Origin of the sequence: Chitinophaga niabensis, from assembly GCF_900129465.1 — a bacterium.
GTDB classification, from domain to species: domain Bacteria; phylum Bacteroidota; class Bacteroidia; order Chitinophagales; family Chitinophagaceae; genus Chitinophaga; species Chitinophaga niabensis.
In genome coordinates, this window is record NZ_FSRA01000002.1 from 34,666 (window position 1) to 56,194 (window position 21,529).

Genomic DNA, 21,529 nt, shown 5'->3' on the forward strand with positions numbered 1-21,529 from the left:
CTTATCCTGCTTTTCTTTTTGGAGGATCAGATGTTACAGTGTCAACATGTTCCGGTAATACTTTAAACTGGTCAAATGACCATTCAAGCTCCCATTTCCCGGGCTGCCCGTTACGCACTTTCAGCAATTCTACTTTCCAGCGGGGGAACCCAACACCCGGTAAACCTTCTTCCAGTTGACTGGGCAAAGGTTTGATCCGCCATTGGGCAGTGCTGGCTATCTGGTTTAATTTCCTGGGATTTGTACGCAGGATAAAGGCCGTTACATTACTTTGCTCTGCTGCCAGCTGCAGCCGCCGGGATTGTGTGAAACTGATCTCTGCCAGGTCGGCGATAACAGCCACCAGCCCCCGGCATTTTAAACATTCTTCGATAGTCCAGAGTACATCTCTTTCCCGGTGAAGATCAATAAAAATAAATCTGTCCGGTTCCACACCAAATGCTTTCAATGCAGGAGGAAAAAACCTTCGCGAGGTGCTGGTCCATAAGCAAACCCCTCCTTGCTGCATCAATGAAGAAAGCAGGGCCGCCATAAAACCACCTGATGCAGCAGTATGCTCAGGCGCTTCGGTCAGCAATTCATGAATGGTACCTGTGGGAAATATGGCATTGGGAAAGGAGCGGGTGATGGGTTCTAACCCAACATTCACCACAGCCGTATCGCCTTCTGCTTTATAGCCTTGCAGGGAAAGGATCTCCTTCTGCAAAGCAGCGATAATATCTGCTTTCCCACTGGTCATGTCTAATACTGGTTATTAGCAAAAATACTAAATATTTTAGTATTTTTGCTAAATAGATCAAATGCCGGTAAGAAGAAAGAAACGTATATTTGCCGGATGCGTTGAAACGCACCATCTTGATACTTAATTAAATACATAATGTCCAGTATAGCATTACAAGTACCACATCAGCTTTCCAAAGAAGAAGCGATGCAACGTATACAAAAATTATTGAGCAATCTGAAAGAAGAACAAAAGGACATCATATCCCATGTTGACGAAGAATGGGTAGGAAATGACTGTAATTTTAATTTTTCAGCAAAGGGATTTGATGTTTCCGGTACCTTACAGGTAAACCCTGATCATGTTGCCATTACAGGTGAATTGCCTTTTGCCCTGTCTTTCTTTAAAGGCATGATCTCAGATCTTATCGAACAAAAAGCAAAAGCGCTCCTTTCAAAGTAAGTCTATTTCCTCCGCACAGAAGAAGACAAACTATCAATCTCTCTTAGCGTCATAATAGGTTTAACTGGTAAAGTTCCGCGGTTAGAAACCGCTCCCGGCAAGGCATACCAGTACACCATAGCTGAATAACCCAGGAAATCCCAGGCATTCCTGATATCAACCCCGGGCGAAGCCTCCATATCAAACACCAGGCGCCTGGTGAAAGGTATCGCATCCAAAGCCCGCACCCGTGTGCAGATATTAAATCCGCGAACATTCTGCCTTGTTTTGGTAGCAGTGCCCACTGCTATATTCGCCAGGTAAGGGTGGGAGAACACGTCATCCTTGGTGGGGTTCTCTCCGCCAGCCCAGCCATAATAATCTTCTGTGCCCGTCCCGAAATGCGTAGGGAACCTGGCATTATCCACATAGATCTTTTCATCCCCTTCTCCCCACCAGCCAAGATCAGGGTTCAATACCGTAATAGCATCTCCCACTATCACACCTTTCCCCCTGATATCAATAAAATTCATGTCCTTAAACGAAGATCCTGCAAGTATTTCATCACTCAACCAACTGGCATGGAAATGCATGGAACGTTCATTCCATACATAAGGCTGGTACTTCACAGCCAATTTAGTAACATGTGCTCCGGCACCAGTAAGATAAATTTTTGCAGAAGACTTAAACGGCATCACCCAGGTACATATCATCTGGCCAAGCGCATTCACTGTTCGCGTCCAGGTTTGAAAAGGATTTAATGCATTGGCACTGCCGAAAAAATCCCCCAGCGGCGCCCATATCGTTTGCTCACCATCAAATTCAGCAACCAGGATGGTGGAACGCAACAAAGAAGGATCTGCATTCATCAGGTGAGGATCAAGCATGATCTCTAATTGATGGATAGCGCCCCCTTTCTTAATCTGTATTTCTTTGTTACCGCTTATCAGCTCCCCTGTACTATAAACAGAATGAAGCACACGCGAAACGGAATCCATTTCATCCAGCGCATTCACCAGTTGTGCTTTCGTAAACGTCTTTACTTTAACAGAAGAGGGATACCCGCGATAATTAATGATATTGTAAAAAGGCTTTTTATTAAAAGTGATCTTACAGCTTTTGGCAAACGGAACAGGCAGGTAACTATTCCCGGCCCTTGCTGTAACAGCTGCAAACGGCGGAGGAACAGAGCCTCTGCCTGTAATAAGTTTAAAGAAATTCTCGCTGATCACGAGCTGCCCATCGAGGTAGATATTGATCATGGGGCCTTCAAGGTCATCCAGCCCGCCGTAATAAAAATAAGGCGCCCACATTTTTGTGATAGCACCAGGGCCCTGATGTTCCATCACCACCCATTCATTCCCCTCCTGCCGGATGAAACCGGTACCATCACTATCTGCAAACCATCCCGCACTGTCAGGAGAAACAGAGGCCCGGTTATAACTACTAGCCTGTAAAGAAAGGTAATTGGGAAAAGAAGCCAGCGCCTTCCGGGACGACATCTCCCGTAATAAAGAAGACAAGCTCACTTCCTGCGCATTCACAAGTAAAGAAGATAACAACAGGCAGCTGGTCACTGCCCGTTTGAAGAAGTGTACCATAACGTTTGAATTTACTGTAGTACTGTGCCTACTAAAATAAAAACATTCGGTACACTTTTCAGAAAAGGATAAAATCCGTTGCAAAACGGTTAAAATGCCACCGTAAACTCACTATCCCCATCCCTCTCCGCTACTCCCGTAACCGGAGAGAACGTCTTTACCCTGATCTCTCTACTGGCCACAGCGAATTTATACAACCGCATCATCCCGCCGCCGCCATTCGGGCGGCTCTGGTAATCAGATAAAAAGGTATGGATCGTATGCCCTTCAAATGTATCTGCGCGATAACCTTCCCCGTTGTCCCCATGATGCCCGTTGATCATCATCACAATATTCGACCGGTATTTCAACCGCTCATAAATAGAGGAACCCTGTCCACTGAAATTCCCGCGAGTGCTGTTAGATCCGGCCACAGGGTTATTGCCCATAATAGAATGGCTCACGATGATAGCTTTCCGTGAAGCATACACACCCAGCAGATCATACGCCCAGTTATTCATCGCGCCTGCATTTACCAGCTGATCATCAAACTCAAGGTAGATCACAATAAAATCCATACCGCCGGCACTGAACAGGTCATAATGACTATCATTATTCCCTCCATAGTTCCCTCCGTAATAAGGGCGGCCTTCATAATGTTTCACACCAAAATATTTATTGTAATAGTTGGTGGTAGATGTCAGCGGATTACCGGCAGGATACTGATCATGATTCCCCACAGCTAAACCATAAGGAATACTGACAGGGTTTTCCAGTCCATATATAGCATCCCTGGCCAGTTTCCATTCAGTTGCAGCATAGTTGGGATTATCTCCATGTTCTGATATATCTCCAAGATGCGCAACGTAAGCAATGTTTTCCGCCACCTGGTTATTTTTGATCCAGCTGATCTGTGCATTGAACATCGCAGGCGTTCCACCTAATTGCGGCTGGCCAAGGTAATACTGGGTATCAGGCAACACTACGATGGTGAAATCCCCCGGAGCTGTAGTTGCCGCAGTTCCCGGTGTGTTCAGTTCTGTTTCAAAATTTTCCGGCGGTGTCACTGGCCCGGGGCCGGCATCAGCGCTCTTCTTTCCACAACCGGCCAAAGCCAGTGCAGCTAAAAAAAATGCGTGTCTCATAAATATTGATTAATAGTTACAGGGCCAAGTAATCCGGAGGATAACAATGGCGCATCACTTTTAAATGGAATATTGGTACGGGTTAAACGTTGTTCTGCAGGTAAAGCAGCATCACCGATCAGCCGGTTAGGCCAGAGGTTCACTACTTCTATCTCCAGCAGGTTGGTACCCGGTTTAACGGCAGAAGTTATTTCCACTCTCCAGGGGGCCGTCCACACAATGCCTAATGACTTGCCGTTCAATTTCAAGGAAGCAATATTCTTCACAACACCAAGATCAAGGAATAAACGTCCCGTGGCAGCAACGGTGATCTCTTTCACATAAATGGCTGTACCGGAATAATATTTGATCCCGGTCTCAGGCCGCTTCGTCCAATCCTGCAAAGAAGGAAACTCTACAGACGCAGGTCCGCCCCATGCCGTATCAAACTTCACTTTCCAGGCACCTTTGATCTCCTGCACAGGAGCAAAAGAAGGGAAAGGCTCCGCCTTCAATGAACTGCTGCGTTTCGGGAATACTACAAAGAAAGACTGGAACGCTTCAAACTCCATAGGCACAGATACTCTTCCACCGGCAATGGAGAATGCAGCTCCGCGGGTTTCTCCGGATACAGGGTCCCATATCTCGGGTTTACCACTGGCCCTGAATTGACAGGCTAATTTCTCTATCCTGTTATTACGGTTCGCTAAGAAATAAACTTCTCCTTCATCTGTAGAACGATGAATGAAATCAATAAAAGCATAAGGACTATCATGTGAAAAATCCGGCGCAACACCATCGAGCATGAGAATATCCCGCAAAGGTTTATTCCAGAAAACACGGCCTTTACCATATTTATGAGAAGTCACATCCGCTCCATCACAATTACCCCAAACCTCAGCAGCGATACGGCTCACGGTAGTATCACAGGAGGGATAATCCTTCAAACCAGGATCCATCGAAGGCTTAGGCCCAACAATGGTTGCACCTTCCAGCACAAGCTGTTTGAGGCGCGTCACTACAGCTACAGGCATACGCACCGTTTCAGGTAAAACCAGCAAACGGTAACTCATACCATCCGGTAAAACAAGCCGCCCGTTCTTAACTGCCAAACGGGTAAGTAATACTTCTTCATTACAAACATCATAATCATATCCAAAGCCAAGAGAAGGATCAATATGTTTCGGCATTACAATATTGGGTGCCCAATCACCATTATAGTACAGCACATCCGCAACAAACATACCTTCCTGCAAAAGATGCTGGCAGCGGGCCATATAAGAAAGGAAACCACCTGATTTATCCCACCAGGTAACATTGGGATTAAAGTGTGTACCTGCACCATATTCATAACCCGGCTTTCCATCTTCCGGACGGGTAGAAGTGGAAGTATGGATCACCAAACGATTGATCCCTTCGCAATAAGCCCTGTCTGCTGCCTGTTTTAAATTACCGGGATAATCATTCCAGTGCCGCATTGTGGTGAACGATTCCGCAGGAATTATTTTCTTCCCATAAATATGCCCGGCAGAAGCTGCCATCTTCGTCACTTTATTCTGTCCATTTTCTAAACGGGAAACTCCATATCCTAAATTATCATCCAATCCACCAGGTTCATCATGCCGAAGCCCCAGCCAGAATTCTCCCATCGGCTGATCACTGCGGCCAAGGTTCTTCAAACCATCCATACACATCGTACCGGAACGGCTTGGCCCTGCAGATTCATTCTGCACTTTCAATCCATGCTCATGGCATAACTCTGCAAAACGTTTGTAATGCCCATCCGCCATACAGTCCGCAACCGTTTTGCGATAGTCATGCAAAAAGCGATCAGAAACTTCCGCGGAAGTAATAATGTACCCTGCTATCACTGGTAAATAAGGACGCGCATCATATCCTCTATAGAAAGAAAATTTCTCCAGGATCTTAGCCGTCCAGTTGGGAAAGCCATCTTCGAAACTATCATCACAGAAATATCTCAATGTATTCCCCTTTACTGATCCAGCCAGTTCCAGCAATACTTTTCCAAGATGTTCAAATTGTATATCTACCCCTTCACTACTTAACCAGCCAACAGATAAGCCATCCGCCTCCGGTTGTGCAATCATTAACCGGGAGCCGGTCATTCTATGACCTGTCCGCACAATGGTCCAGGAACCTGCAGGCACTTCCCATTCCAGGTGCCCATCCGCGCGCATTTTTGCAGTAAGGTCTATCACCTTTGCAACCGGCACTGGTTTATCTGAAGGAGAAGTTTCCCAATAATCTAACACCGGTTCCATCAGGTCTTTTTGCCGGATGAAATTACTGGCATCCTTACGGTTGGTTTTAGCAGGGATGAGCTTTGCACGTTCGCCATCTATTTTAGTGCTACTCGGGAAAGCCACCACAGCAGTATCGCGATAGTCCAGCTTTTCCAATGGCAGGTCTATATAATCTTTAAATCCCGGGGGATTAAATACATGATCATAACCGGAACGGTTACCGGGCAACGGCAGCGCAGCAGAGAATTGCTGTGGCCCCACAACTGTAATTTCTGATTGCAGCACCCAGCGCCCTGCCACTTCAGGTGTGATCCATGGGCCACCCATTGCCCAGCCGGAGCATAGGTTTACCCCCACATCAATATTCAATCGTTTCGCTTCCCTGATGGCATGTTTGAATAATTCCTTCCATTCATCGGAAAGGAATTTTGCACCAAGAGGCATTTGCACGCCACCTAATCCACCCGCAGAATTTACGAGTAACACATTCCCGATCCCTTTATCCCTGAACTCTTCCAGGTCTCTTGTTAATCCTTCTTTACTCACGAGCCCATTGAACCACCACCAGTAACAACCCGGCCTTGCACTATCAGGAGGGTTCACAAATAACTGCCGCATATCATTGCCTGCCATGATCGCAAAAGCATTACCAGTGCTCAGGAATCCCGCACTAACACCAAGACCTACCGTTGTGATAAATTTTCTTCTATCCATTTTTAAAGATTTATGTAGCCGGCGATAGTAATACTATCAGCCGCCGTTGTGTCACTCACTGCAGCGGATTGTCCGCTATTGGGCAAAAGCATATTCGTAATGATAAACACCTGAACCAACTGCCAGCTGCTCATCTTTACCGGGTAAAGTAATAGTTGCAGTAGTGTTACAGGGGATGGTGATATCTACCTTAATAACACCTCCTGCTATGCTCCAGGCAGATTTCACTTCTCCATACAATGTTTTGTAAGACCCGCTGGCTGTAGTAAGCCCGCCACCGGGTTTAGGAGCAATCACAATATGTTTATATCCCACCTGTGGATTGATGCCTGCCACCACTTTATACATCCAGTCGCCGATAGCACCATAGGCATAGTGATTAAAAGAGTTCATGCCCACATTCTGGAAAGAACCATCCTGTTTGATGCCGTCCCATCTCTCCCATATGGTAGTGGCACCTTTCTTTACAGGATACAACCAGGAAGGATAGGTATCCTGCAGCAATAATTTATACGCTACATCATTATATCCAAACCGCGTGAGTACATGGCAGAGATAAGGTGTACCCAAAAACCCGGTAGTGAGGTGATTCCCATATGCAGCAATATTATCCACAAGCCGTTTTGCAGCAGAAGCACGCAGCTCCTCCGGCAACAGATCAAAGTTCAATGCCAGCACATACGCCGTTTGCGAACTGGACACCAATCTGCCACTGGGAGCAACATATTCATACAGGAACGCTTTCTTCACGGTATCCAGTAAAGCGGTATATTCTTTCACATCCGCATCATGGCCTAAAACCCTTGCAGCATTAATGAGGTTCTGTGTGGAAGCAGCATAGAAAGCCTGCGCGATTAAAAATTTATCCGTGATCGCAGCCTTCCCATCCTTATCATCATTAGGGATATAGAAGAGCCAGTCGCCATAATGCGGGCCGCTGTTCCAGAGATGATCTTTACTGATGCTGCGGATATAGTTTACCCATGCCTTCATGCTCTGGTACTGTTCCTGCAACAATTGTTTATCACCATAGGTTACATAAAAGTTCCAGGGTATAATGGTAGCCACATCTCCCCATCCGGCAGAACCTGCATTCTTAGGCGTTCTTACATCGGGGATCACCACAGGTACGTTGCCATTCTTATGCTGGTCTACCCGGAGGTCTTTCAGCCATTTGGTAAAGAAGCCCGCCACATCCATATTGTATGCAGCAGTATTGAAGAACACTTGTGCATCCCCTGTCCAGCCAAGCCGTTCATCCCGCTGCGGGCAATCAGTAGGAACATCCAGGAAATTTCCTTTCTGGCCCCATTGAATATTATGCTGCAATTGATTGATCAAAGGATTAGAACATTCAAATTTGCCAGCCGGCCTCATATCAGAATACAGTGCAATGGCTGTTAGTTGTTCAGGCATTACGCCGGAAACCCTTACGTACCGGAATCCCTGGAAAGTAAAATGTGGTTCCAGCACTTCAACCTCTCCACCCTTCAGGATAAACCTGTTCTCCTGCTTCGCGCCTCTCAGGTTATCTGTATAAAAGTTGCCTTCTTTATCCAGCACTTCCGCATGATGCAATACCACGGTGTCTCCTGCTTTACCTTTCACACGCAGTCTCACCCAGCCAACAAGGTTTTGCCCGAAATCTGCTACCGCCTCACCTTTAGGCGTTGTGATCATTTTAACCGGCTGGAAATTTTCGTGCATAGTTACAGCAGGACCTGTTTCCGCTACGAGGTTATCTTTAGGGATATCCACCACACGCACTCCATCCCAAACGGAAGGAATTCCTTTCCGCGCATCATATGTTTCTCCATTATAAATATCGGAAGCCAGAACAGGCCCATCAAAACTCGACTCCCAGGTTCCATCTGAATTGATCTGCTCCGTACTACCATCTGCATAAGTCACTACCAGCTGAAACAGCAGGCCCACTTCCTTACCATAAGTATTCCGTTTATTATTGAATTCAAGATTGCCCCTGTACCAGCCATCGCCCACTGTTACAACTGCTGCGTTCTGGCCCTTTTGCAGCAAAGCAGCCACATCATAGGTCTGGTACTGTAAACGTTTACGGCTGGTCCATCCTGGCCTGAAATAATCCACCCCTACTCTTTTGCCATTCAGGTTAGCTTCATACAAACCATGCGCCGTTATATATAAACGGGCGCTCTTCACGGGTTTGGAGACGGTAAAGTTCTTACGGAACATTGGTGCAGGGCCCACCTTACCACCTGTGGTATCTTTCGCTTCAATCCATTTCGCGCGCCAGTCAGCAGAAGCGAGCAAACCCATTTCCCAGGTATTCACTTCACTCCAGTTAGACGCCTTGCCCTTATCATCCCATACCCTTACCTGCCAGGAATACTTTTTCCCGGACTGCAATGCCTCTCCTTCATAAGGAATATGCACAGATTGCGCCGAGTTCACTTTTCCCGTTTCCCATACCGCACGCCCACCTTCTTTCACTTTTATCTCATAGGCAGATTGTAATACATTCTTATCTGAGGAAACCAGTATCCAGCTAAGCTGCGGCTTTAGGTGACCGATCCCCAGGGGATTCACTTTATAGTCGCAGGTCAACTCCTTTACAACAAAGGCGGCTGATACCCCCGAAACATGAACGGTGAACAGTAGCAAAAAAAATAGTCTTTTAATCATCATTACGTTGGAATTTAATATCTGATATGCTTATTGTACAGGCTATAGGTGTATATGGGAGAATGGCCCCTTTTCCGGCTACCCCATATGCTAACGCGGAGGGGATCACTAACAACGCTTCCGTTCCTTTCGGGAACAGCAACATGGCCTGCTCAAACCCTGATAAATGAGTACCTCCTGAAATAGTTACTGCCATAGGTTTGTACGGCAATAGCGGATTATATATCTCCGCTTTCTTCGCAACCTGGCTATCCGTAGTTTCAAAAACTTTACCGCCCAGGTAACTGGCGGTATAATTCACTTCTATCGTATCTCCGGGCAAAGCCTTTTTGCCCGCTCCTTCTTTCAGCACTTTATATTGCAATCCAGCAACAGTTCCTTCCCTCACCTGATTTGCTGCAACAAAATCCGCTACCCTGGATGCTTCCCGGTCACGCGCTTTAATATTTTCCGCAGCCCTCAGTTCCTCAATTTTATTGCTGAAAGAACGATCATCCAGTTTTCCACGGGTGATCACCTGATGGACCTTCACCTTGTATATTGAATGTTTAATCCTGAACACACCCTCATCTCCTTCACCTAATAATCCCAGTGCAGCAAAAAGATCCCCTTTAAACCTGGACCGCTCCCGGAACATCAAAGCAGGCCTGTCATCAAAATCCTCAGACCTGGAGATCACCTGCCCATCCTCCGATTCTTCAATATAAGAAAATGACACAAAATCATCTATCCCTATATGTTGCCCACCCTTATCTGTCAGGACCTTATACAACATCTCCCCTTCTCCTTTCCGGAAAGGATGATCACATCCACTCAAAAGGAAAATAACTGCAAAAGCTGCCTGTAAAAAACAGGCAGCTTTTGCAGTAAAACTTATGGCATGCTTACTTTCCAAATTCCATCTTTAGTTAGTGTATCCATCATTCTGCGTCAATGCCGGGTTTAAGCTCCGCTCATTGAATGGTATCGGGAATAACAGTTTGTTCTTATCTATCTGGTAAGAATTAGCAGGCAGGTAAGGGAATTCAGCTTTCAGGGCAACAGCATGTGCCGTCATCACAGCAATAGCTTTGTCCGTCCGCACCAGGTCGTGCCAGCGGTGATTCTCAAATGCCAGCTCTACCCTTCTTTCATGTGCGATGATATCCCTCAGCAATGCCTGATCTGTTGTGGTAACAGGAGAAACACCTGCACCAAAAGCCCTGTCGCGCACTTCGGTTAAGTAAGGCAAAGCCTCTCCTGCTTTGTTCCTTTCATTCAAACATTCTGCCAGCAACAGTAATGCATCTGCATAACGGTACACAGGCCAGTTATCGTTTGTGTTATTCGCAACGGTGTGCGGGTTCAGGTATTTCTTAATGAAAGGCACCCCGATCTTTCCGGCTGGCGGAACATAGTTCACTATGCTTTTCAGCGCAGTAGGTGTAAAAACAAGGCTCGCGTTATAACTGCCTTCCGCAACAGCAATAGAAGCATCCTTCCGTTTATCCCCTGCTTCATACGCATTGATCATATCCTTTGTAGGCGTATTCCATCCACCACCGGCAGAGCTGGTGTTATTGGTAGCCACACCCGTAAGAACGGTGGTATTGGTACATTTAGGCAGAAATATATAAATGAAGTTACTCTGCTGCCCCTGGTTACCTTGCAGGTACTGCACTTCAAAGATCGATTCCCGGCTGTTCTTGTTAGCCGTCTTAAACACATCCGCATATACAGGCAGCAAAGAGTAACCCATGGTGAGGATGTTTCTCAGTAAAGGCTCTGCTTCCGGGTAATTCTTTTGCGTCATATACACTTCTGCGAGCAGCATGGTAGCAGCTCCCTTGGTGGCAACGCCACTTTGCGGGAATACAGGGTTGGCCAGTTTTGTGATAGCATCTTTTGCATCTGCAATAATGCTGGCATATACCTGGTCTGCTGTTGAACGGGTCAGGTAAGACTCTTCCCGCGTGCGCACTTCTTTCAGGAATAAAGGCACGCCGCCAAAATACCTTACCAGTTTAAAATAATACCAGGCACGCAGGAATTTCGCCTGGCCTTCAATATCTGCCTTTGCAGCATCAGATAAAGAAGATGCCGCAATCCTGTCCAGCACAATATTACAACGGGAAATACCTTTGTAAGGCTGGTAGTACAGGTTGTTGGTATAAGAGTTGGTGCTTACATCCAGGAAGTCTGCAATGTTCTCCCTTTCCAGGTAAGCAGGCCCCCTGTCAATAGAATAGAACTCATAATGTGTATTATCAGAACGCATCTCTGCGCCATAATAGTCATAACTGATCACATCCCTGAGGGGCTGATAAGCTGTAGCCAATGCCGACCGGAATTGTTCTTCTGTTCTAAAGAAAGAAGCAGAGGAAACCTGGTCTTCCGGCGTAAGGTCCAGGAATGCACTGTTACAGGAAGAAATAAGTATCGTTAATATGCTGAAAAAGCTAAGTATCCTTTTCATATCTATGGATAATTGAAATGAACTGATGTTATTTAAAGGTAGCTGTCAGGCCAAAAGAAAAAGTACGCGGAATAGGATAAGCCCATTCGTCGATACCAATACCTTTACCGGAAGAAGCTTCCCCTTCCAGGCTTACTTCCGGATTCAGGCCGGAATAGTTAGTGAGTACAAATGCCTGCTGGATAGACGCATATAAACGGATATTCTTCATCAGCAATCCTCTTACAGGGCAGTTATAACCCAGCGTGATGTTCTTTACTGTCAGATGAGAACCATCTTCGATGAACAGGCTCTGTGCAGCTCTCCATGGACCAGTTGTACCAGTGTAGGTACTGGTGTAATAACCATTACCCGGATTTTCCGGTGAACGCCAGCGGTTCTTGGCAGACTTCGCAATATTGAATGCGCCATCCAGGTTTTCTGTATACTGATGCGTGGCATTGAAAATGTCGTTCCCTACAGAGCCTGACATGGAAATAGCCAGGTCGAACTTCTTATACTCGAAAGTGTTCGTGAATCCGAAAATGAAATCAGGATTAGGATTACCGATGAAAGTACGGTCACCCACATCGATCACCCCATCTGCCTTCACATCTTTATATCTTACGGTACCGATACGGGAAGTAGGTTGAACAGCCTGGTTATCCAGGTCGTGTTGCGTCAGGTAGATCCCATCATTGATATAACCATAGAACATCCCCAAAGGATATCCTTCCTGGTTACGATAGTAGCCGGAGTTCACACTTGCACTCCTGTCTATATAACCCGGACTTACCAGTTTCACTACCTGGTTCTTATCGAAGGAAATATTAAAGTTCGAATTCCATTTCAGTTTACCGGTAAGGTTCACCGTATTGATCGTGAACTCATGCCCCCACATTTTAAAGGCACCTACGTTATATGCAATAGCAGTAAAACCGGATGCTCGGGGAATAGGTGTATCATACAATAAACCATCCGTTAGCTTGTGATAGTAGTCGTAAGTAAAGGAGATCCTGTTGTTGAGCACGGAAAGGTCTAACCCTATATCAAAGGATTTATTGCGCTCCCAGGCCAGTTCTGAGTTCTCCAGGGAACTGATGCTCTGGCCGGATACCAATGTGTTATTAAACACATAATTATAGTTGCCGATGCCGGAGATGAATTTATAGTTACCGATATCATTATTACCCGTTACACCATAGCTGGCACGCAGCTTCAGGAGATTGATCACGGGAATGCTTTTCATGAAGGCTTCATCACTCAGTACCCATCCTACAGAAACAGAAGGGAAGAACCCGTATTTGCTGGCTTTACCGAAGCGGGAAGACCCATCCTGCCGCATCGCGGCTTCCAGGAGATACTTTCCTTTGTAGTTATAGTTAACACGACCTAATACAGACAACAGCGAATAGGCATACGCGCTGCTGGAACCGGAAGAGATCAAGGTAGCCTGGTTCAGGTAAGGAATTTCATCATTGGGGAAGTTGGTGCCGTTCACAGACCCGCTGCCGGATTCAAATTTCTGTACGGAGTAACCAGCCAGCAGTTCGAGGTTATGATCTTTTGCAAATGTTTTTACATAGTTCAGGTTCGCATCTGCCGTCCAGGAATAGTTATTAACGGAAGAATAAGTACCTGTAGCTTCTGTGGTTGACGTTGTTTGGCCGGGAGCTGCTGCACCGGAAATTGATTTAGGAATGAAGCGGTTACGGCTTTCGCTGCCAAGGTCCAGCGCTATGCTTGTTTTCAGGGTCAGGCCTGTTAAAAATTCATAATTGAAATAAGCATTGCCCAGCAGCCTGGTGGTTTTATAATCATCCTTCGTCAACATCAGGATCTTGTAGGGATTGGTGTTGGCGATCATGCCCGGTGAGGAAGAAGAATAAGGCATCTCACCATTTGCATCCACCGGGGAAATTAAAGGAGATGATTTCACGGCAGCGCTCAGCAACTGGCCTACCCCTTCTGAATTGATCCGTGCATTGTGATCTATCCTGTAGCTGGGAGCTAAACCAAATCCTACTTTCACTTTGCTGCTCAGGGAAAAATCCTGGTTCATACGCAGGGAGAAACGTTTTACATCTGTGTTCTTCATCACACCTTCCTGGTTAAAAAATCCGGCTACGATGGTGGAAGAAGAATTTTCTTTAGCTGTAGAGATCGTTACATTGTAATCCTGGATAGCGGCCTCACGCATCATATAGTCGAACCAGTTAGTACCTTCTCCATAACGTTCCGGATTGGCATACACCGGGTTCAATGCGCCGGTATAGTTTTCATACTTCACCCTGTCCTGGTAGAATTCATTCTGGAATTCTGCAAACTCACGCGCGTTCATCATATCCGGCCTGCCACGCTGAGGTACAGCCTGAATACCATAATTAGCGCTCAGTTGAATTTTAGACTCTCCGGGTTTGGCATGCTTGGTAGTGATCAATACCACGCCATTTGCTGCACGGGAACCGTACAATGCACTGGCAGATGCATCTTTCAATACCGTAAATGTTTCAATCTCTGCAGGGTTAATATTATTGATGCTGCCCGTAATAGGAATACCATCAATTACATACAATGGAGAGTTACCGGCAGTCAGTGAAGCTGCTCCCCGGATCCTTACTTCCATACCTCTGCCGGGCTGACCGTTGGCTGCATTGATCTGTACACCCGCCAGTTTACCCTGTAACTGTTGTGTGAATTGTGCTACCGGATAATCCTCCATGGTAGCTGCTTTGATCGTAGCGATAGAACCTGTTACGGAACGGTTGGTTTGTGTACCGTAACTCACTACCACTACTTCATTCAGTGAACTGGAAGAGGGTTTAAGACGAACATTCAAAACAGATGCCTCTCCTGTTACGACCTGTTGCTCTTCAAATCCGATAAAGCGGAATAATAAGGTGGTACCTTTTGCTGCGTTGATGGAATAGGAACCGTCGTTGCCGGTAGAAGTACCAGTGCGGGATCCTTTAACTGATACGGAAACTCCGGGAAGCGCCAAGCCGCTTTCATCCGTAACGTTTCCGCTGATCTTGCGCTCTGTGGCTGTCTGGCTAAATGCAGATGCGGCACAGAGGAGTAGACATAAGAATAGAAGGACACGCCCCTCCTTCATAATGGAATAGTAGATTTTTGCACGCATGTTGTTCAGTTTTTTTCATTAGTGGTCCGGGCCCCTTTGGTATGAGCCGTAATGTCAAAAGGAGGTCGTGGGAGATGACTGGTCCTCTGACAATCTAGTAGCCCAAATATAAAACATTATTAAACATAATTAAACATACCAAAAAAGCATTTTTAATGCACTTTTTGACATATTTGTCCCTAAGTAAGCCCAAACGCCTGATTTCAATGCAAAGAAAGCCCTAATAGCCAGAAGTTACTAGTTAACTGCGTTAACAAAATGTAAAGTATTTAAATAGAATTAAACCGCCTTTAAAGGGAAGTAAGAAGGGGTTGGAGCTAAATGATTGTATGCCTGCGTTTTACAACAGGATGAGTATTTACAGGCGTTGGGGCGATGCCTTTAGTTGGAAAAAGTATACATCTTACCCGGTTGGATAACCACATCATATTATGCTTAGCTGGAAAAATATAACACTGAGCAATAGCATCGTATTATCTCCTTAGTTGGAAAAAGTATAGGTTTTACCTGCTTGGGTAAACACATCATATTATGCTTAGCTGGAAAAAGTATAGCGTTGAGCAATTGCATCCTATTATCTCCTTAATTGGAAAAAGTATAGGTTTTACCCGGTTGGGTAAACACATCATATAATATAGTCTCCTTCAAAACAAGCGGTGAAAGTTTCGCCTTGCTGGAAATAATTGGCTGCGGAATATTTTCTACCGCAAAGAAAGGATTAGGATTTTCTTCTTTTACTATTGCCTTCAAACCTTTTAGTGCATTCGGTACACGCAAACGGCAATTACCTCCCAGCGTTGATCTTATCACCAGCTTTTCTACCTGCCCATTCTTCCACACCAATTCCTTTATCTCAAATCCTCCACGCGTACGCAAACCACTCACACTCCCATTTTGCCATTGCCGGGGCAAAGCAGGCAACAGATGAATCGCTCCATCGTGGCTCTGCACCAGCATTTCCGCAATGCCTGCCGTACAACCAAAATTACCATCTATCTGAAAAGGAGGATGTGCATCGAACAGGTTATCATAAGTACCGCCGCCACTGTTCTCTCCTTTATTCAATCCCGTCGGCGTTAACTGGTTACGGATAAGCTGATAGGCATGATCCCCATCCAGTAATCTTGCCCAAAGGTTCACCTTCCAGCCCATAGACCAACCGGTAGATATATCTCCCCGCTGGATCAGCGAATTACGCACAGCCTGAAATAATTCCGGTGTGCGGTAAGCTGATATCAGGTTCCCGGGATGTAAGCCGAATAAATGAGATACATGCCGGTGTTTATCATCCGGGTTATCCAGATCTTCCAGCCACTCCTGCAACTGGCCATGCTGGCCTACCTGCATAGGTGGTAATCTTTTACGCGCAGCTTTCATTTCCTCCACCATTTCTTTATCCACCTGTAATACTTCTGCTGCACGAATAGTATTGGTGAACAGATCGAACACTATCTGATTATCCATGGTAACACCTGCCGCTATAGAAACCCCCGGACGGGCTTTCGGGGCATTCTCCGGAGAAATGGAAGGCGCTACTACCAGCCATTTATGCAAAGGTTCTTCTATAAGATAATCGAGATAGAATTGCGAGGCTCCTTTTAAAGCAGGATAAACTGTTTGCAGGTATTTTTTATCGCCGCTGTAACTGAACTTCTCCCAGGTATGCCTGCTCAGCCATGCACCACCCATTGGCCACATTGCATAAAAGATAGGATCTACCGGCCCTGATATACGCCAGAGGTCTGTATTGTGATGTGTTACCCATCCACGGGCACCATACATCGTTTTCGCAGTACCCTGCCCTGTTACGGATAATTCCTGCACCATCTTTACCAGTGGTTCATGCATTTCAGTAAGGTTAGTTTCCTCTGCCGGCCAGTAATTCATTTCCGTATTGATATTGATGGTGTATTTACTCCCCCATGGCGGGTCCATCTTATCATTCCAGATCCCCTGCAAATTTGCAGGTTGCCCTCCGGGCTGAGAGGCAGAGATCAGCAGATAACGGCCAAACTGAAAATACAGGGAGGCAAACTGCGGATCATTCCCATTGGCAAAATCCCTCAGCCGCACATTCGTAGGGTTCTTCGTGGAATCTGTGCTGCCAAGGTCCAGTTTCACCCTGTTGAAATATTTCTGATATGCCGCTACATGCGCCTTCAGCAAAGCAGCATAATTCTGCTGTAACGCCTTTGACAGGTAAGCTGCCGCACGTTTACCTTCATCCGCGCTAACATCATTATAATTCACAAAATTGGTGGCAATAGAAATATAGATCGTTACCGCATTCGCATTTGTAATACTTACTGCATTGCCGGCTGGTTTAACACTTCCACCCTCCGCACGTACTTTTGCCAGCGTGCGGAATTTTACCTTTCCTGCCACACCATCTTTGCTACCCGATGTACCGGTCATAATCAATTCATCATTCCCTGTCACTGAAACAGCAGATGGTTTATGCTCCGTTGCAAGTGATGCTATGAAGCTAATACTACCGGGCTTATCAGCTGTCAGCCGCACAATGATCACCTGCCCCGGTACGGTGGCAAATACACTTCGTGTGTATTGCACTCCATTCACCCGATAGGTTGTTTTTGCTGTTGCGCTTTCAAGGTCCAGCTCCCGGTAATAGTTTTCAAATATATTGTGCCCCGGAAAATCCAGTTTCAGATCTCCTGCCGGCTGATACTTCATGCCATGGATCTTTGATTGCATCTTCTCCGTGGCCAGCTTACCGGCTTCTTTGTGTTTCCCTTCAAAGATCAGCTTCCTCACTTCCGGTAAAGCAGCCAGCGCATCAGGATTATCATTGCGGTTAGGCCCTCCGCTCCAGATAGTGGATTCATTTAACCGGATCAGTTCTGAAGCAGGGTTACCATACACCATAGCGGCGAGGCGCCCATTCCCCAATGGCAATGCCGCTTCCCAAACAGTACCCGCAGGTGCGTTGTACCATAACTTATGCTGCGCAAAGGCACAGCTGGAGATCAATAATAATCCGATCAATTTTCTGAACATCAGTTTTACGGTTTAACGGGAATAGTAGAAACATTGGCGGCCTTTCCACGAACGATCTGACTGGTAGCCCCGGCCAAACGAAGATACCAATCCGGCGGCAAAGCAATACCATCCTGGTCCAGCGAAAGATATTTTGCACTTACCGGCTTCTCTGCTGCCGTAGGCGCCAGTTTATACATGGCCGTTCCTTCATCCACTTCATCATACATGGCAATGTACACCATATTCGCACCAGCACTGATCACATTATAAGATTGATGCCAGTAGAAGTTTCCACCATTCCGGGGTATCTGATTAAAAGGTGTTCTGCCATTCCGCAGGTTATACCATGAAAACCCAGGCCATATCACCGGCATATAATCGATCCTGTTCTTTTTACAATAAGCCAGGTCTGGCACCACAGCCGTATCCCTGAATTTATCCGCCCCTGCATGATCTTTATAACGCCCTACAGACCATGGGCTGATCACATCCAGTTTATCATACACCGGCTTCCATTCATTCTGATGATGCAGCCAGTTATTGTTCACCCCACCCATGATGGTTGCCTGGTATTTTTTGGGAGCACTTTTATGAAACCACTCCAGCAAAGAATCTGTTTCTGCCGCAGAAGCAAAAGTAGTATGATCAAAACCAAGCCCCCAGATAGCTACCAGCGGCCGGCCTTCATGATGAAGATAAGACTTGCCTTTGGTAATTTCCAGTGAATCCACCAGGTATTTCCAATCCCGTTCAATGATCTCTTTCCATTGCTCCCCTGCACCGGAGATATCATACATGATGCAGTACACCCGCTCATATTTTTCGCTCGCCTGTTTCACATTCCTCACCACCTGGGTAAAATGCTTCAGAGAGGCCCTGCCCTTCAGTTCCGTTACAAAGCGTTGCTGAAACACACCGTCCAGGTCGTGCTCCTGCAGCCATTTGAAATGAAGGTCTACCACACCGTAGTGATAAGCGGAATATACTTTAGCTGGCGAACCATCTGCGTATTTCATATTAGTGGCTTCCTGTGTATTTGCAGGATACTCCCGCATATCCGGCCAGAAATCAAAAGTGGCAAAACCGGAATCAGGTTTGTTGCGGAACCAGTGTTTCCAGTAACCCAGGCCAGAACCATCATTAGGGGTGCCAAACCAGCCCTGGTAACCGAACATCACTTTCTTATCCAGGGTATGGGGATCCGGTTTATACTTTTCATCTGTTCTATAACCAGCTAATGCTACCAGTACGATCAATCCAAAGAAATATTTTTTCATGGTCTGTCTGCTTTTAATTTTCCGAAATTATAATTGGGCTGCGCACCCATGAACATCTTTATCTTCCCTCCTTTCATCAGGTCTGTATGCAGGAGATAACTTTTGGTATAAGCCTTTCCATTTAGCTCTATCTTCTGTATATAGATATTCTCCGGGCTGTTATTTACTACTTCTATCACAAAATCTTTCCCGGAGGAAGTATGTATCGTTCCTTTATCAACAGAGGGGCTGCCGATCACATATACACCAGCAGCAGGATACACCGGGTAAAAACCTAAAGAAGAAAATACATTCCAGGCAGACATCTGTCCGCAATCCTCATTCCCTACAATACCATCCGGCTGATCATGATAGAATTCCTTCATGATGTATCGCGTTTTTTCCGCTACTTTCCATTGCTGCCCCACAAAAGCATAGAGGTACGGAATATGATGGCCCGGTTCATTTCCATGCGCATATTGCCCGATCAATCCTGTAAGGTCTGCCAGGTCTATATCTGCTTTCATTTTAAGGGAAAAGAAGCTATCCAGTTTACTGGCAAAAGCAGCATCACCCCCTAAGAGTTTTGAAAGCCCCGGAACGTCGTATGGCACCAGCCAGAGATACTGCCATGCATTGCCCTCCGTGTAATCATGGTCCGGCGCACGCATAGGATCAAAATCCGGTTTGAAAGAACCATCGGAAAGTTTCGCCCTGAAGAACCTGGTAGCAGGGTCAAAATACAATTGATAATTAGAAGCCCTTTTGCTGAAATACTTATAGTCTTCCTGGCGGTTCATTTTCTTTGCCATCTCAGCAATGCTCGCATCACTGATCGCATACTCCAAACCCCTTGCCACTGATTCCCGTACTTTATCCGCAGGGATCGGCTTAAGGTCCCTCACATAATCAAGGCCGCGATAATCTGTGTTAGCCGTAGCTTTCATGGCTTCGAACAATTTAGTGGCATCGAGCCCTTTTATTCCTTTCAGGTAAGCTTCGGCAATGATCTGCAAACTACTGATGCCCACCATAGTGCCTGTTTCATAGCCATACAGATGCCAGATAGGCAGTTTGCCCTGCTGTTCGTAAATAGACAACATGGTGCGGATCATGTCTGCTGCTCTTTCTGTATCTATGATCGTATACAAAGGATGCGCCGCACGATAGGTATCCCACATGGAAAAGATCGTATAGCTGGTATAAGGTGCTTTCTCATATACCTTTTTATCCGGCCCGCGGTAATCGCCATTATGATCACTGTACACGGAAGGGTTGATCATGGTATGATAGAGCGAAGTATAAAAGATGCGCTTGCTCTTTACATCCTTCGTTTCCACTTTGATCTTTGACAACTCTTTATTCCATTGTTCATCCGCGCTTTTAGCCACAGCATCAAAATCCCAGCCGGGCACTTCTGCCGCAATATTAGCCAGTGCATTGTCTGCGCTTACGGAAGATACGCTTACCTTCATCTGTAGCTGCCTGGTAGTTTCATCAAAGCTCATCAATCCTTTTTCCTTATTATAAACAGTGAACTGCTTAACGGGAAGGGAAGTACGGATAGCAAAGTACACGCGTTGATCCTTAGCCCAGCCCGTAGAAAAACGATGCCCTTTAAAAGTATGTTCATCCACCTGCTCAATAAAAGTTTCTGCGGCTTTATCCTGCGTACCTTCTTTCAGATCAACGATCACCCTTGCCGTTTTGCCACCGGGGAACTTATACCGGTGAAAGCCCACACGTGTTGTAGCGGTCAACTCCGCAAAGATGTTGTAATCCTGCAGCAGCACACTGTAATAACCGGGCTTTACTTTTTCCTGCTGATGAGAATATAAGGAAGCATAACCTGTTCTATGTTCCTTCTCTGTTCCCTTATCCGTTTTAATATCTCCTGTGTACGGCATCACGAGTATATCTCCTAGGTCGCCGATACCGGTACCATTCAAATGCAGGTGCGCAAAGCCAATGAGGATGCTATCGCCATAATTATATCCTGAATCCCAATCCCATCCCTTGAAAATATTGGTGGGGCCGGGCTGTATAGCCCCGAAAGGAACACTGGCACCAACAAATACATGGCCGTGACCACCGGAACCAATATGAGGGTCTACATAAGAAGTAAGTGATTGTGCCCTTGCCACACCGGATATAGCCATAAGTGCGCAAGTGATAATGCTCTTAAAATTCAT

General features: G+C 46.1%; 12 protein-coding genes. 1 reads left to right on the forward strand and 11 read right to left on the reverse strand.

From position 1 onward, the window contains the following. Window position 1: 1 nt before the first annotated feature. Window positions 2-739 (reverse strand): ImuA family protein, encoded by a 738-nt coding sequence (locus BUR42_RS17110; RefSeq protein WP_074240673.1) that lies wholly within the window; start codon window positions 737-739, stop codon window positions 2-4. A 138-nt stretch (window positions 740-877) separates the two neighbouring features. Between BUR42_RS17110 and BUR42_RS17115 the strand changes: the two genes are divergently transcribed. Then, entirely contained in the window at window positions 878-1,183 is a 306-nt protein-coding gene (locus tag BUR42_RS17115; RefSeq protein ID WP_074240674.1) for a polyhydroxyalkanoic acid system family protein, read from the forward strand. 2 nt (window positions 1,184-1,185) lie between these two features. On the opposite strand, the gene BUR42_RS17120 is transcribed toward BUR42_RS17115, so the two are convergent. The 10 genes from BUR42_RS17120 to BUR42_RS17165 all read right to left on the reverse strand — a co-directional run bounded on the left by BUR42_RS17120 (window position 1,186) and on the right by BUR42_RS17165 (window position 21,529). Beyond that, a complete protein-coding gene (locus tag BUR42_RS17120) occupies window positions 1,186-2,763 on the reverse strand; it encodes a glycoside hydrolase family 172 protein (protein WP_074240675.1) in 1,578 nt (525 codons plus the stop codon). 89 nt (window positions 2,764-2,852) lie between these two features. Continuing rightward, window positions 2,853-3,887, reverse strand: a complete 1,035-nt coding sequence (locus BUR42_RS17125; RefSeq protein ID WP_074240676.1) for a metallophosphoesterase — start codon at window positions 3,885-3,887, stop codon at window positions 2,853-2,855. Continuing rightward, on the reverse strand, window positions 3,884-6,844 hold the full coding sequence (locus BUR42_RS17130; RefSeq protein WP_074240677.1) for a glycosyl hydrolase: 2,961 nt from the start codon (window positions 6,842-6,844) through the stop codon (window positions 3,884-3,886). The genes BUR42_RS17125 and BUR42_RS17130 overlap by 4 nt, the downstream gene beginning before the upstream one ends. A 75-nt stretch (window positions 6,845-6,919) precedes the next feature. Continuing rightward, window positions 6,920-9,508 carry a glycoside hydrolase family 78 protein gene (locus BUR42_RS17135; RefSeq protein WP_234979705.1) on the reverse strand — a complete coding sequence of 863 codons (2,589 nt, stop codon included), beginning with the start codon at window positions 9,506-9,508 and terminating at the stop codon, window positions 6,920-6,922. After that, window positions 9,498-10,400: an FKBP-type peptidyl-prolyl cis-trans isomerase gene (locus BUR42_RS17140; RefSeq protein ID WP_074240678.1), complete on the reverse strand. Its 903-nt coding sequence runs from the start codon at window positions 10,398-10,400 to the stop codon at window positions 9,498-9,500. Before BUR42_RS17140 ends, BUR42_RS17135 begins: the two co-directional genes overlap by 11 nt. Window positions 10,401-10,409: 9 nt before the next feature. Then, a complete protein-coding gene (locus BUR42_RS17145) occupies window positions 10,410-11,960 on the reverse strand; it encodes a RagB/SusD family nutrient uptake outer membrane protein (RefSeq protein ID WP_074240679.1) in 1,551 nt (516 codons plus the stop codon). Between the two features lie 28 nt (window positions 11,961-11,988). Beyond that, window positions 11,989-15,081 (reverse strand): SusC/RagA family TonB-linked outer membrane protein, encoded by a 3,093-nt coding sequence (locus tag BUR42_RS17150; RefSeq protein WP_074240680.1) that lies wholly within the window; start codon window positions 15,079-15,081, stop codon window positions 11,989-11,991. A 582-nt stretch (window positions 15,082-15,663) separates the two neighbouring features. Further along, complete coding sequence (locus tag BUR42_RS17155) at window positions 15,664-18,099, reverse strand: glycoside hydrolase family 95 protein (RefSeq protein ID WP_074240681.1); 2,436 nt, start codon at window positions 18,097-18,099, stop codon at window positions 15,664-15,666. Window positions 18,100-18,104: 5 nt separating this feature from the next. After that, complete coding sequence (locus BUR42_RS17160; RefSeq protein ID WP_074240682.1) at window positions 18,105-19,358, reverse strand: glycoside hydrolase family 99 protein; 1,254 nt, start codon at window positions 19,356-19,358, stop codon at window positions 18,105-18,107. Next, window positions 19,355-21,529, reverse strand: a complete 2,175-nt coding sequence (locus tag BUR42_RS17165) for a GH92 family glycosyl hydrolase (protein ID WP_074240683.1) — start codon at window positions 21,527-21,529, stop codon at window positions 19,355-19,357. Before BUR42_RS17165 ends, BUR42_RS17160 begins: the two co-directional genes overlap by 4 nt.

Bases quoted from the DNA above. Each gene is read 5' to 3' on its own strand.
- BUR42_RS17130 (WP_074240677.1), bottom strand. From the start codon at position 6,844: ATGGATAGAAGAAAATTTATCACAACGGTAGGTCTTGGTGTTAGTGCG.
- BUR42_RS17135 (WP_234979705.1), bottom strand. From the start codon at position 9,508: ATGATGATTAAAAGACTATTTTTTTTGCTACTGTTCACCGTTCATGTT.
- BUR42_RS17120 (WP_074240675.1), bottom strand. From the start codon at position 2,763: ATGGTACACTTCTTCAAACGGGCAGTGACCAGCTGCCTGTTGTTATCT.
- BUR42_RS17145 (WP_074240679.1), bottom strand. From the start codon at position 11,960: ATGAAAAGGATACTTAGCTTTTTCAGCATATTAACGATACTTATTTCT.
- BUR42_RS17150 (WP_074240680.1), bottom strand. From the start codon at position 15,081: ATGCGTGCAAAAATCTACTATTCCATTATGAAGGAGGGGCGTGTCCTT.
- BUR42_RS17125 (WP_074240676.1), bottom strand. From the start codon at position 3,887: ATGAGACACGCATTTTTTTTAGCTGCACTGGCTTTGGCCGGTTGTGGA.
- BUR42_RS17110 (WP_074240673.1), bottom strand. From the start codon at position 739: ATGACCAGTGGGAAAGCAGATATTATCGCTGCTTTGCAGAAGGAGATC.
- BUR42_RS17165 (WP_074240683.1), bottom strand. From the start codon at position 21,529: ATGAATTTTAAGAGCATTATCACTTGCGCACTTATGGCTATATCCGGT.
- BUR42_RS17160 (WP_074240682.1), bottom strand. From the start codon at position 19,358: ATGAAAAAATATTTCTTTGGATTGATCGTACTGGTAGCATTAGCTGGT.
- BUR42_RS17115 (WP_074240674.1), top strand. From the start codon at position 878: ATGTCCAGTATAGCATTACAAGTACCACATCAGCTTTCCAAAGAAGAA.
- BUR42_RS17155 (WP_074240681.1), bottom strand. From the start codon at position 18,099: ATGTTCAGAAAATTGATCGGATTATTATTGATCTCCAGCTGTGCCTTT.